We start from the raw sequence: 13,591 nt of genomic DNA on the forward strand, positions 1-13,591 counted from the left end.
GCCGGCAGCGTCTTATTTCAGTCTGCTCCAGGTATCCGTTATGCCGGGAAGCGGCAAAACCTTTTCCTCTGTAAGAATCTTACGGAAAAGCTCCGGAGGAGGAGCCTGTACCGAACGGCCTGAAAGACCCTTAAGCGCTCCGGAAAGCTCCGGGAATTCCATTCTCCAGGAATGGAGCAGCTGATGCTCCAGATGATATTCAGACCGAAATCTCCGGTTCACAGATGAATCTCCGTACTTCCCATCTCCGATCACCGGATGGCCGTCGGCCGCCAGATGCGCCCGAATCTGATGAGAACGTCCGGTTATGAGCTCTACCTTCAGCAGAGTCTGATTTCTGCCGGCGGCAACCGGCTCATAAGCCGTGTGGATCTCACTGCTTCCCTCTCTCTGTTCCGGATAGATCTTCACCTGATTGCTTTTTTCATCCTTGACAAGCCATCCATGCAGGCGGCGTTTTTTTACTGCAGCGCCGTCCACAAGGCACAGATAGAATTTACGGATACTCCGCTCCTTAAAAAGTATGGAGAGCTCCTGAAGGGCTTTCAGAGTTTTGCCCGCGGTCACAAGACCGCTGGTGTTCCGGTCAAGGCGATTGCATACAGAAGGGCGGAAGCTTCTCAGAGCTTCTTCCGTCACCTCTCCCTTTTCCAGCAGATACGAGAGCAGGTATTCCACCAATGATACATCCTCTTTTCCGGATTTCTGAGAAAGCATTCCCGCGGGCTTATTGATCAGGATCACCTGGGAATCTTCATAGATGACAGACAGCTTTGCAGCAGGACGTTTAAAGGAAGCCTCCGCTTTTCTGCGAAATCCTTCAATCGTTTCTTCGGAAAGGAATAGCTGGATCGTATCCCCTTCCTTTATCCGTTCCCCGCCGCTGCATTTCTTTTTGTTGACGGTGATATTCTTTTTCCGAAACATTTTATAGAAAAAGCCTTTTGGCGCAAGCGCCATATATTTCTGGAGATATTTATCCAGTCTCTGACCTGCCTCCGCCGTCCCCACCGGCAATTCCCTCATAGGCTTCCTCCCTCTTTTTTCCGTCTTCTGATCTACATGGAATAAACAAGGAATTCTCCCTTTTTCTTCTCAAGCTCTTTCTTTTTTTCATCGGATTCAGGAGGCTGGATTCCGTCCACCCTCTTTAAGAACGCACTGTAATCGGTATACAGCTGAATCTTAGAATAGACTCCGACACTTTTCAGAAGACCGTTTATATCCTTTTCCGCCTGCTTGACTTCCACTTTCCTGCCAGCCGTATAGGCGGTGATTCCCATTTCATGGAAGACGGCCGCCTGGACTGGAATCAGTTTCTGACCGGCCGTCACGATCATATCGCAGGAAAGTACCAGTCCCTCCGATACTTCGGCGAGCCTTTCATAATCTTCGCTTTTCAGAGGAAGCCCTTTACATCTGGCTATGACATTCACAGCAAAAGTCGCTGCGGGCAGTACGGAGCAGATTGCGCCTACCGTCCAGATATTTTTCCGGTTTCCGGTGGTGATGAGACCTATGGTCAGTGCGCCAAATACCAGGGCGCAGCAGGCCGCCAGCTTCAAAATCTGTGCTTTCAGTTTCTTTTTTCCATAACCGTAAGTTCCTTTTTCCATGTTCTGTTCATCTCTCCCATTTATCACACAGCATATTGATCTGGTCTGCCATTCTCGCCAGATCCTTGTTGGCGCTTCCCTCGTTCTTCCGGATGAGCGCCATCAGGCGTTCCCCTGCGGCTAAAAGCCTTGCAAACACAGTGTTGGCCTTCTTTGCTGCAGATTTTTCACGCCGCTTCAGGATGCGGACGCCTTCTGAGACCCAAGAATCCGTTTTCATGTCATAGACCGCTCCGCTGTAAGGAGCCGATGCATCCATCCCATGTTCTTCTTTTAAGCAGGATACGAAATGGTCGCACACACTGTCTTCTCCATGGACTATGAATACTTTTTTCGGTTTCGGGTCAAAGGAATCAATCCATTTCAACAGCCCAGTCTTATCCGCGTGGCCGCTGATTCCGTCCAGCTTCTTAATCTCTGCTTTTACTTCGATAGTCTCACCAAAAAGCTTCACGGTGCTCATGCCATCCAGCAGGGCGCGCCCCAAAGTGCCTCCCGACTGGTATCCTACAAACAAAATCGTACATTCCGGGCGCCACAGGTTGTGCTTCAGGTGATGACGGATACGGCCTGCCTCACACATTCCGGACGCCGATATGATAACTTTCGGCTCCTGGTCAAAGTTTATGAGCTTGGAATCGGCACTGGTCACCGATACAGTCAGCCCCTGAAATTTAATGGGATCGATTCCCTTCTCCAAAAGCTCTGTGGCCTCTTTGTCAAAGCAGCTGTATTTATATTTATTGAAGATATTTGTGGCTTCTATGGCCAGCGGACTGTCCACATAAACCTTAAAGCCCTCATGACCGCGGATCAGCCTGTCTTCTTTGATCTTTCTAATGAAATAAAGCATTTCCTGGGTACGCCCTACTGCAAAAGAAGGAATCACCACATTTCCGCCCCGGTCAAAGGTCTTCTGAATCACTTCCGTCAGCTCTTTTACATAGTCCACTCGGACATCACTGTGAATCCGGTCCCCATACGTGGACTCCATCACAACGTAATCAGCCGTGTCCAGATACTGAGGATCTTTGATCAGAGGCTGATCCAGGTTTCCGACATCTCCAGAAAAGACCAGTTTTCTCTCCTCTTTATCCTCAGAGATCCACAGTTCAATGCTGGCCGAACCGAGCAGATGGCCGACATCGGAAAAACGGGCCTGAATGCCCTCCGCGATGTCCACCATTTCGTTATATTCGCAGGCCACCAGCTGTTCCAAAAGTCCTACAGCATCGTCCATGGTATATAAGGGGATAAATTCCGGCTTTCCGGCACGTTTCCCCTTCCGGTTGCGCCATTCCGCCTCAAATTCCTGAATATGGGCGCTGTCACGGAGCATGATCTGACATAGATCGCAGGTAGCCCTAGTGGCATACACCTGCCCACGGAAGCCTTTCGCGTAAAGAAGAGGAAGAAGCCCGGAATGGTCAATATGGGCATGAGTCAGGAGGACACAATCGATCTCCGAGGCATGTACCGGAATTTCCTGGTTCTCATAAACATCCTCTCCCTGCTCCATTCCACAGTCGATCAGCATATTCATACCGGCGGCCTTTACCATATGGCAGCTTCCGGTCACTTCGTGATCCGCGCCTAAAAATATCAATTCCATACTATTATCTCCTTATTATCTCTTTTTGGGATGAACGTTTCGGATGGCCGATTTCTTTTTATCCTTCTGTTTCCCTCCTGAAGCAGCTTCCTCTTTGCCAGGCCGTATGAGACAGCGGCTTCCATATCCGATCAGGTCTGTTCTGCCCGCTTGTCTGAGCGCTTCCAGGACCAGCTCCCGGTTCTTTGGAAGGCGGTACTGGATCAACGCGCGCTGCATGGCCTTTTCGTGAGGGCTTCTCGGCACATAAACCCGCTCCATCGTCCTGGGATCAAATCCCGTATAGTACATGCAGGTCGAGAGGGTGGACGGAGTCGGATAAAAATCCTGCACTTGCTCCGGCGTATGCCGGATATCCCTCAAATATTCTGCCAGGACCACCGCATCGCGGATGGTACAGCCTGGGTGGGACGACATCAGATACGGCACAAGATACTGTTTCTTTCCGAGTCTTTCATTCATCTTCCGGAAAGACTTCTCGAAATCCAAATACACACGGCTGTCCGGTTTTCCCATATATTTGAGCACGTTCGGTGAAATATGCTCCGGCGCCACCTTCAGCTGTCCACTGATATGATACTCACACAATTCTTTCAAAAATTCACTGTTCTTGTCTGCCATCACGTAATCAAACCGGATACCAGAACGGATAAATACCTTTTTCACTCCAGGAACAGAACGCAGCTTGCGGAGAAGCGCCAGATAGTCCCTGTGACTCACCTGCAGGTTTTTGCACGGAGCCGGGAACAGACACTGCCGGTCGGGACAGGTGCCGGATTTGAGCTGCTTTTCACAGGACGGCGCCCGGAAATCCGCGGTAGGTCCGCCTACGTCATGAATATAACCTTTGAAGTCCGGTTCTTTCGTGAGGATTTCTGCTTCCTTTACCAAAGACGCATGGCTTCTCACCTGTACGATCCTTCCCTGATGGAAGGTCAGAGCACAAAAGCTGCAGCCTCCGAAGCAGCCCCGGCTGCTGACCAGGCTGAACTTGATCTCTGAGATGGCCGGCACTCCTCCCGCCTTTTCATACATGGGATGATAAGTCCTCATATAAGGCAGGTCATAGATATCGTCCATCTCTGTCCGGTTGAGTGGCATGGCCGGAGGGTTCTGCACCACATATCCCCGGTTTCCATAAGCTTCCGTCAGAGTTCTTCCGCGAAATGGATCGGTATTCTTATATTGGATAAGAAAACTCTCCGCATAAGTTTTCTTATCCTGTCTCACACGTTCAAAGTCCGGAAGAGCTATAGATTCGTATACTGAGTCCAGAGTTTTTGTTTTGTATACGGTACCCGGTACATATGTGATCTCGGCTACCGGGATACCGGCATCCAGCGCTTCCGCAATCTCCACGACGGAGCGCTCTCCCATGCCATAACTGATCAGATCTGCCTGAGAATCCATCAAAATGGAGCGTTTCACCTGATCGGACCAGTAATCATAATGGGCCAGGCGCCGGAGACTTGCCTCGATCCCTCCGATGATCACAGGCATTCCGCCGAATACCTTTCGAATCAGATTACAGTACACAGTCACCGCGTAATCCGGCCTTTTTCCCATGATTCCTCCGGGAGTGTAGGAATCGGTCCCGCGGCGGCGCTTGGATACAGAATAATGATTGACCATAGAATCCATATTTCCGCCGCTCACTAAAAAGGCAAGTCGGGGCTTCCCGAGTACCTGGATACTTCCATCATCCTTCCAGTCCGGCTGGGCGATGATTCCCACCTTATAGCCCCTGGATTCCAGGACACGGCTTATGATGGCCGGACCGAAAGACGGATGGTCTACGTAAGCATCTCCAATGATATAAACAAAATCCAGCTGTGTAAAGCCTCTTTTTTCCATATCCGCCCGGCAGACGGGAAGAAAATCCTTCATGGCGCATCTCCTGTATATATGCCGCCGGTACGGCGTTCTAAACACTCAGGTCTATTTCACTATAAGTTTCAACAAATCCGTCGGCCAGTCTCTTCTTTTCTTCTCTCGCCGCCTCAGAATAGCCGTCTGCTACCGCCCATACGGTCATACCGGCCCGCTTGCCCGCCAGGATCCCGGCAGGTACGTCTTCAAAAACCAGGCAGTGCTCCGGCTTCTCACCGAGGCTTTCCGCCACACAGAGATAAATATCCGGGGCCGGCTTCCCCTTCGCCACTTGACATCCGACCGCAATTACAGAAAAGAACTCCGAGATATTAAGAGCGTCAGTGACGGCAGTGACCAGTTCCCTGGAATTACTGGTAGCGATCCCCATGGGAATTCCCCGCGTCCTTAAGTATTCCAAAAATGCTTTTACTCCAGGCTTTAACGGGACCTCATGGCTGTACTGATACAAGGCCATCTGATTCCAGCAGTCTTTGATTTCCTGAATACTCATGGGAATCTGGAAACGTTCCTTAAAGTAACACGCCGTTTCAGAAAAGCTCATGCCCTCAACAGCATCCGAAAGGTCTTCCGGCAAAGGAATATGAAACCTTCCTAAAAATTCAACATCAATATCCTTCCACATACTCATGGAATCCACAAGGGTGCCGTCCAGATCAAATATCACGGCTTTTATAGAATCTGGTATCTGAATCATTGCCATCTCCATCCTGGATAATACTTGTTTTTAAGAGTCATCCGGCTCCGCTTGGCAAAACCGAGGGGATATCCATCGGTACAGACGAGGCACCATCCGTCTTTCCCCCATATAACTGCATTATCCGCTTCCACCGTCTCACCTTTCAGATATTTCACTGTCCTCAGATCCTCCGACGGAAAATCCACGCCGTTTTCAAACTCTTCTTTTTTCAGGTACATGGCCAGAGCCTGAGATGGCTCAAAGCGGTTTTTCTTAAGCGTGCCCAAAAGAAGACCAGTGCGCAGAAAACGTATGGGCGGAAGTTTCTCCCTCGGTATGGGCAGCAAATAGACCTGCCCCTCCCGCTCCCAGAAATACCCCTCTTTTTCGACGGGACGGTGAACGAGCTTTAAAAACCCGGCAAGCTCTTCTCTTTTTTTCAGAAAATCCCGGTTGTTCTTTTCCATATCGGCTGAACAGGCCTGACGAGTCTCCCGGGAATCAAAATCCGGGCTTCCTTTTTTACGGAGCAGGGAAAGGAAATGCCCTTCTCCTGAAAGCCTCCAGGGAAACAGCCGGATGGAAGCGCCGTCGCTTCCCTGAACAAATCCGTACTTCAGTGGTACCGGCACCGGCTCCAGCTCTGGAATTTCCTCACAGATCCATTCAATATTGTCTTCATCTTCTTCCTCCGCAAAGGTACAAGTGGAATACAGCAGCATGCCGCCCGGCTTTAACATCCCACAAGCACACCGAAGAAGTTCTTTTTGAATCGGAATGTAATGCTCCGGTCCTTTCTCCGTCCAGCTTCTGATCATGGACGGTTCCCGCCGGAACATGCCTTCTCCGGAGCAGGGGGCATCCACCAGAATCTTATCAAAATATACCGGAAAATTGTGGAGAAGCCGTTCAGGCTCTTCACTGGATACCAGGATATTCCCGATTCCAAAACGCTCCAGATTTTTTAAAAGTCCGTTGGCCCGGGAGGCACTGATATCATTGGACAGCAAAAAGCCGCTTCCGGCCAGCCTTGCACCCAGCTGGGTGCTTTTTCCTCCCGGTGCGGCACACAGATCCAAAACCCGGTCTCCCGGCTCGACCGGCAGAATGGCTCCAGGCGCCATGGCGCTGGGCTCCTGCAGGTAATATAGGCCCCCGTAATAATACGGGTGCCTGGCGGGCATCCCTGTTTTTTCATAATAATATCCCAACGAATCTGACCACGGGACAGGCTCTTCCGTCCGGGCGTCTGCAGAAGAAAGGACCCCCGCTCTGCAATCCTCCGTCACCTTTAACGGATTCAGACGGATGCCGCGGAAGGTTTCTTCTTCCATGCAGGTCAGATATGCTTTCAATTCCGTCTCTCCCAAGAGCCGTCTCATCTTTTCCATGTATTTTTCTGGCAGTTCTATACTCTTTTTCTCTGGATTCATCCATTCACCGCACAATCGTTTTCTTTATGTATCAAAAGGAATGAAGCCCCTGGACCTTCCTGACTGCTGCCAGCTTATCCAGCCGTCTTCCGAATTCCTCCAGCTCTTCCAGAGAGCCATTGTGGTAGATCTCATAAAATTCATTCTGTATATTCAGCATGGCATCTTCGTATTCTTCTTCACCGCTGTATAAATTCTGAAGATTATTCAGGATATCCGCCACCACAGAGGCTTTCTCCTGAAAAAGCTGCTGGGCATCCACGATTTCATCACGGATGGCCGACATCTCACAGTCCAACGCCAATACCGCCTCGGCGGCGGCGCTCAGACGTCCTGCCAGCTTCTCAGGAATCTCTTCCTGATATTTATAACGCAGGGAATGTTCGATCGTGGCCCAGAAATTCATGGCCATCGTCCGAATCTGTATCTCCACCTGTATATTATGACTTCCGCTCATGGTATAAACCTCATAGAGGACATTCACATGATAGCTGCGGTAACCGCTTTCTTTCGTATGACTGATATAGTCCCGCTCACTGACGACTTCCATATCTCTGCGGCTGCGTATGAGCTGCACCACTTTGTCGATATCCTCCACAAACTGGCAGATGATACGTATGCCGGCGATGTCATCCAGCTTTTCCGTAAACTCATTGAGCGCAATACCCTTCCGCTGAGCTTTCTCCAGGATGCTGGAAATCTTCTTCACCCGGCCCTGAACCGCCTCAATGGGGGAATAAACGCCTGATTCACGGCATTCATTGATGATGTGGTTGAACTTTACCACAAGCTCCTCCACCGCCAGATGATACGGAGCGAGGGACTCTCTCCATAGTTGAATCTTCATAAAACCGTACTCCTGTAAAATAATAGGAATGGGCGAAAGCAGCAGCTCTGCCTTTCTACTTTGCTTCTTCGCAGTTATTATACCATATTTTCTGCCAAATTGGGAGCTAATAGGAATATTTTACTTTCTTGTCCTCCAGATATTTAAGAATCCAATAAGGATTTACACTGAGCTCTTCATAGTGATCCGTCCTAAAATAGATTCCAAAATGCAGATGGACTGCAAAATTTCCGGTGGTACCCTCGACTTTGCTGTAACCGGTATCGCCCATAAACCCCAAAAGCTGTCCTGCCTTTATTTCTTCTCCCGGTACAAATTCATGGTCATAAGAACTCAGATGGGCGTAATAAAGATATGCGCCGTGGGGTGTGCGGATGCCAATGCGCCAGCCGCCCAGCTCGAGCCACCCGATATGCTCGATGGTCCCATCGCTCACGCTTATCACTGGAAAAAATCCCCGGCTGTTTCCGCCGCCCATGATATCTGTTCCTTCATGACGCCGTTCCCCTCCGTATGTACGTTCATATCCCCAGGAATCCTCATAGCCGTAATTCCGGGAGGCCTCACTGTCTCCCTGCGGCAGCGGAAAATATTCAAGATCTGTCAAAAGAGTTTCATACGCACGGGAAAGCTTCGTAAATTCCACCGGCTTCACCCTGTTCACACTCTTTTTAATGTCCTGCCACCGTCCAAAAGAAAGAGAGTTTCTTTTCCCCTCAGTCAGATCATATTCACTGTCTACCATGAATGCTGCAATAACTTCAAAGGGATCCTCTTTTTTTTCCTCCGCCATGGAAAACATGGCGGACAAGTTCCCTTCCCCAAAAGCCATAGCGCGGAAGGACTCTTCTTCGGAAGTATACTCATTCAGCTGGTAATAAACCGGATTCTCCCAGAAAAAATGCAGCATGCAGACTAGGACGATTCCCAGAAGAAGCACTGCAAAGCCGAGGAATCCCAGGCTGTTTCGTTTCCTCACGGCACGCTCCGGTTCCATTTTTATAAAGGTCTATGCATCCTTCATATGTTTTAGTACCTCAATCAAAAATTTCCACACCCGGTCCACCGAGGAAATGGATAAACGTTCCTTCGGGGTATGGATATCCAGGATATCCGGCCCCATGGATACTGCGTCAATACCGGGAATCCCCGCGGCAAAAAGCCCGCACTCCACCCCCGCATGGATTGTTTCCACCCTGGCCTCTTTCCCATATTGCTCTTTATATACCCTGCAGAGCAGCCTCCGAAGCGGTGATTCCGGTCGGAACTCCCATTCCGGATAGTCCCCGGAAGTATGAAAAGAGCCTCCGGAGAATTTTGTAAAAAGCTCCAGCCTCTGGCACAGCGCACGTTTTCTGGATGAAGAGGAGCTTCTCACCAAATAGGAAACGGTGAATCCATCCGTCTCCGTCAGGGACAGAATACCTAGATTCAGAGAAGTCTCAACCAGCTCCGGGAGCTCCTGGCTCATAGCCTGAACGCCGTTTGGTGTATTTAAAAGAAAAAAGCAGATTCGCTCCATATCCTCCGGTATAACTGCCGGCAAAGAAGCTTCATTCTCATTCGCCTCAAAGAAAAGGCGCAGCTCCGGATCTGTGACCCGGTATTCGGAACGGAAGATATCCTCCCATTCTTTCACCTTGGACTTTAAGCAGTCCAGATCCCGGCGCTTAACCAGCAGGTGTATTTCCGAATTTCTTGGAATGGCATTGTCCTGAGAGCCTCCTCTCGCAGAAAGAAGCCTCATGTCCTTCAGCTCATGAGAAAGCTCCCATAGCAGCCTTCCCATCAGCAGATTTGCATTGGCGCGCCCTCTGTGAATGTCCACACCGGAATGGCCGCCTGTGAGACTTATCAGCTGTATCCGTACCGGAATTCCTGCAGCCATTTTCCATGAAAGAGGGAGCTCCACGTCATAACGGACTCCGCCGGCACACCCTGCCAGAAAGCTGCCCTCTTCTTCAGAATCCAGATTCAGCAGATATCTGGCGCGGAGCCCGTCCATGTCCAGGGCATTTGCCCCCAGCATTCCAATTTCTTCGTCGGAGGTAAATACACATTCCAGACGCGGATGAACGATCTCATCGGAATCCAAAATGGCCAGTGCATAAGCGACCGCTATGCCGTCATCCCCGCCCAGCGTCGTCCCTCGGGCGCGGATATAATCCCCTTCTGCCTCCAGACGAATCGGGTCCCGTTCAAAATCATGCTGGATGCCCGCCTCTTTCCCGCACACCATATCCAGATGGCCCTGCAGCATGACGGTGGGAGCCGTTTCATATCCGTCAGAAGCTTCTTTTACGATCACAATGTTATCCGCCTCGTCCTGCCGGTAAAAAAGCCCGCGCGCCCTGGCAAAATCCGCACAATAGTCACTGACGGCCTTCGTATTTCCAGAGCCCCTGGGAATATCTGAAAGCGCCTTGAAATACTCAAACACCTTTTCCGGCATTCTACCTGCAATTTCTTTGTACTCCATCTGAATCCTCCTTAACCGGCGCGTTGTTTGTCATGGACAACGGCCTCTGTTCATAGACTATAAAAAACGAAAGGGGTAAGTCTGCGTGAAAAAACTCTGGTTTCCTCTATGCATGCTTCTTCTTTTTCTCTTTTGCATCTCTCATCCCGCGGAAGCCATTCCTGGAGCGGCAGCCGGCCTTTCCCTTTGGTACTGTACGGTTCTTCCTACGCTGCTCCCCTGCATTGTCCTTTCAAGCTATCTGATCTCCACAGAGCTTGTGAAAAAACTGCCTCCCGGCCCGTTTGCATTTGTCATCGGATGGTTCTGCGGCTACCCAATGGGGGCAAAAGCGATTGCTGATCTATATAAAACAGGACGGCTGTCCAGAGAGGACGGAAACCTGCTTTTGATTCTTTGCTGTGAACCCAGCCCCATGTTCCTAACTGGATTCTTATGCACCGGAATGCTGCACCTTCCCATTCTGCAGGTGCTTCCCTGCCTGATCGCCATTTATCTGCCGCCGGTGCTCTGCTATGGCGCCGCTATGGCGGTCCGTCACAGAAAACCGGGAACATCCCGGCATTATGCACCAACGGATACAGAAAGGTCCGATTCTCTGCCCGAAAATGAAAGAAGCGGAGGAATCCTGGCCTCTTTCCTCCGATTTGAAGGAGCGATGATGGACGGGTTTCTGGTCATAGCCAAAATAGGAGGCTATCTGATGTTTTTCACGATGCTCTCTTATTTTTTCCGGGACAGATGTCCGATACCGCTATTGAATACTCTGGTACCGGGGCTCCTGGAGATGACATCTGGAATCGCCTTCACAGTCCAGTCCGGCCTTTCCCGCACTCTTGTGGTCGCTCTCTGCTTCACCTATACAGCCTTCGGAGGACTTTCAGGACTCGCACAGACGGCCAGTGTCCTCGGCCGCACGCCGCTGTCCAAACGGAGCTACCTTTTCTGGAAGCTTCTGCAGGCATCCATGACCTTTGCTATCCTGTTTTTACTTTTCCCTTTTCTGCAGGCATGAATACAAACGGAATAAAAAACGAGGATGCCGCTGGCATCCCCGCCTGATTTTTCTTATTCCAACATATCGGCGTTTAAAACGCCGTTATCCTCCAGTACTGCTTCTGCCCTTCTGTCTTCTGCAGTGGGGGCGGCTTCCGCCTGTGGCACTTGCAGTTCATCCCGGTTTTTCGTCACGATATCGCCGGTGGACTGGAGAGATTCAATAAAGGAGTTAAATTTACCGGTCGTCTGTTCAACAGCAAGATTGATAATGGACTGAAGCCCCTTGAGCATATCATCTGTATATCGGATGGCCCCCTCACGAATGTTGTCTGAATCAGCCACCGCATCGTTGATGATCTGCTGGGCTTGTCCGTTGGCCTGATCCACCACTTCTCCCGCCTGCTGATACGCCTGCTGCATTACCTCATGCTCACTCACCATCTCAGCAGTATGCTGCTCTGTCTCAGCAATGATTCCCTCTGCCTGAGCCTGGGCCTCTGCAAGAATCCTTTCTGCATCAGCACGCGCACTTTCAATGATGTGATCCGCTTCTTCCTTCGTGGAGCTTAAAATAGCCTCCTTATTGCTGATGATCTTCTGATATTTTTTGATCTCATCGGGAGTGCGCAGACGAAGCTCTACCAACAGCTCTTCCATCTCATCCTTGTCCACGATGATCTTTTTATTATTAGTAAAGGGCTGTGCCTTACAGCCATCTATGTACTCCTCAATCTCGCTTATCAACTGTTCAATCCTGCTCATGTCCTGTTTCCTCCCAAAGATTATTTATCACTCAAATTTCTTCAGCACGCGTTCCACAATCGACGCAGGCACGAAAGCGGAAATATTTCCGCCGTAACGAGCCATCTCGCGGACGATACTGGAGCTTAAATAAGCGTATTTCAAATCCGTCGTCAAGAAAATCGTATCCATTTCCGGACAGATGATCCTGTTCGTCTGCGACATCTGCAATTCATATTCAAAATCTGTGATGGCGCGCAAACCTCTGACCACCATCTTTGAGCCGCATTGTCTGGCGAAATCCACGAGAAGGCCATCGAAAGCTTCGACCTTCACATTCTGCAGATGTACCGTCACTTCCTTTAACATAGTAACACGTTCCTCAACAGAAAACAACGGATTTTTTGAACTGTTGTTCAGAACTCCCACCACCAGCTCGTCCACCATTTTGGAAGAACGTTCGATGATGTCCAGATGCCCAAGTGTGACCGGATCAAAACTCCCCGGATATACGGCAATCCTCATACCTGCTCTCCTTTATCTGAAGTCTTATAATTCTTTCATCGAAACAAACACATGTTTATTGGTCTTATATTTCTTTTCACGTACTATCGTAAATATGGTGTCCTCCAGATAAGAAAAATCCGTATCAAGAGATGCTTCCACAAGGATTATCGTAACTTCATCCACCAGTCTGGAATGGCTCAGGCAGGTCAAAGCTTCTCTTTCCAATCCCTTTCCATAAGGGGGATCCATATATATGATGTCAAAGACCTCATCCCCCGCATCTTCCAGCTTCCGCAGTGCGGTAAGGACGTCACATTCCATCAGCACCGCGCGTTCCTCCAGATGGGTGATGGAAAGATTCTCCCGGATACAGGAAGCGGCTTTCCGGTTCTTTTCTACAAAAACGCATTCCGACGCTCCGCGGCTTAAAGCTTCAATGCCGATGGAACCGCTCCCGGAAAACAAATCCAGAAACCGGCTGCCGCTCACATCTGCCTGAATCATATTAAAAAGGGTTTCTTTTATCCTGTCTGTGGTCGGCCTGGTATCCAGTCCGTCCAGTGTTTTCAAAGGAAGCCGCCTGGCTGTCCCAGCTATCACTCTCATTGTTGTTTCCTCAATTCTAATCCGATCATAAATATTTTTCGCCGGATTGGTTAGCTTGTTATATTATAGTATGGATTGTTTTTTCAATCAAGTATTTAATCATTACATTTTTATGAGGAATTTACAAATTCTGACAGAAGAATCAGAAGTTGCCAGTGTATTATTTTATTGCATGCACATAA

13 protein-coding genes are annotated in these 13,591 nt (G+C 49.7%); 1 reads left to right on the plus strand and 12 read right to left on the minus strand.

From position 1 onward, the window contains the following. Positions 1–12: 12 nt before the first annotated feature. The 9 genes from LQE92_RS00490 to LQE92_RS00530 form a co-directional block, all read right to left on the minus strand. A complete protein-coding gene (locus LQE92_RS00490; protein ID WP_231061058.1) occupies positions 13–1,026 on the minus strand; it encodes an RluA family pseudouridine synthase in 1,014 nt (337 codons plus the stop codon). 32 nt (positions 1,027–1,058) lie between these two features. Continuing rightward, complete coding sequence (locus tag LQE92_RS00495) at positions 1,059–1,616, minus strand: hypothetical protein (protein ID WP_231061059.1); 558 nt, start codon at positions 1,614–1,616, stop codon at positions 1,059–1,061. A gap of 7 nt (positions 1,617–1,623) precedes the next feature. Beyond that, positions 1,624–3,228, minus strand: a complete 1,605-nt coding sequence (locus tag LQE92_RS00500; protein WP_231061060.1) for an MBL fold metallo-hydrolase RNA specificity domain-containing protein — start codon at positions 3,226–3,228, stop codon at positions 1,624–1,626. Positions 3,229–3,243: 15 nt separating this feature from the next. Then, positions 3,244–5,115, minus strand: coding sequence for a YgiQ family radical SAM protein (locus LQE92_RS00505; RefSeq protein WP_231061061.1), 1,872 nt, complete (start codon positions 5,113–5,115; stop codon positions 3,244–3,246). 37 nt (positions 5,116–5,152) lie between these two features. Then, entirely contained in the window at positions 5,153–5,815 is a 663-nt protein-coding gene (locus tag LQE92_RS00510; RefSeq protein ID WP_231061062.1) for an HAD family hydrolase, read from the minus strand. Continuing rightward, positions 5,812–7,230 carry an RsmF rRNA methyltransferase first C-terminal domain-containing protein gene (locus tag LQE92_RS00515; RefSeq protein ID WP_231061063.1) on the minus strand — a complete coding sequence of 473 codons (1,419 nt, stop codon included), beginning with the start codon at positions 7,228–7,230 and terminating at the stop codon, positions 5,812–5,814. The genes LQE92_RS00510 and LQE92_RS00515 overlap by 4 nt, the downstream gene beginning before the upstream one ends. Positions 7,231–7,261: 31 nt before the next feature. Continuing rightward, complete coding sequence (locus tag LQE92_RS00520; RefSeq protein WP_147595818.1) at positions 7,262–8,077, minus strand: GTP pyrophosphokinase; 816 nt, start codon at positions 8,075–8,077, stop codon at positions 7,262–7,264. 106 nt (positions 8,078–8,183) lie between these two features. Further along, positions 8,184–8,987, minus strand: coding sequence for a M23 family metallopeptidase (locus LQE92_RS00525; protein WP_231061846.1), 804 nt, complete (start codon positions 8,985–8,987; stop codon positions 8,184–8,186). Between the two features lie 99 nt (positions 8,988–9,086). Then, the gene (locus LQE92_RS00530; RefSeq protein ID WP_231061064.1) at positions 9,087–10,556 is read right to left on the minus strand and encodes an aminoacyl-histidine dipeptidase; all 1,470 of its coding nucleotides are present in this window, start codon (positions 10,554–10,556) and stop codon (positions 9,087–9,089) included. A gap of 85 nt (positions 10,557–10,641) precedes the next feature. Between LQE92_RS00530 and LQE92_RS00535 the strand changes: the two genes are divergently transcribed. Then, entirely contained in the window at positions 10,642–11,571 is a 930-nt protein-coding gene (locus tag LQE92_RS00535) for a hypothetical protein (protein WP_231061065.1), read from the plus strand. A gap of 53 nt (positions 11,572–11,624) precedes the next feature. Here the strand turns inward: LQE92_RS00535 and LQE92_RS00540 are convergent, their stop codons facing one another. The 3 genes from LQE92_RS00540 to rsmD are packed head-to-tail and all read right to left on the minus strand — an operon-like array spanning position 11,625 to position 13,409. Continuing rightward, complete coding sequence (locus LQE92_RS00540; RefSeq protein WP_231061066.1) at positions 11,625–12,317, minus strand: DivIVA domain-containing protein; 693 nt, start codon at positions 12,315–12,317, stop codon at positions 11,625–11,627. Positions 12,318–12,344: 27 nt separating this feature from the next. Beyond that, positions 12,345–12,821, minus strand: a complete 477-nt coding sequence (gene coaD / locus LQE92_RS00545; protein WP_231061067.1) for a pantetheine-phosphate adenylyltransferase — start codon at positions 12,819–12,821, stop codon at positions 12,345–12,347. Between the two features lie 24 nt (positions 12,822–12,845). Further along, positions 12,846–13,409, minus strand: coding sequence for a 16S rRNA (guanine(966)-N(2))-methyltransferase RsmD (gene rsmD, locus LQE92_RS00550; protein ID WP_231061068.1), 564 nt, complete (start codon positions 13,407–13,409; stop codon positions 12,846–12,848). Positions 13,410–13,591: the final 182 nt, after the last annotated feature.

Source organism: Lientehia hominis, from assembly GCF_021044755.1.
Classification (GTDB): domain Bacteria; phylum Bacillota; class Clostridia; order Lachnospirales; family Lachnospiraceae; genus Lientehia; species Lientehia hominis.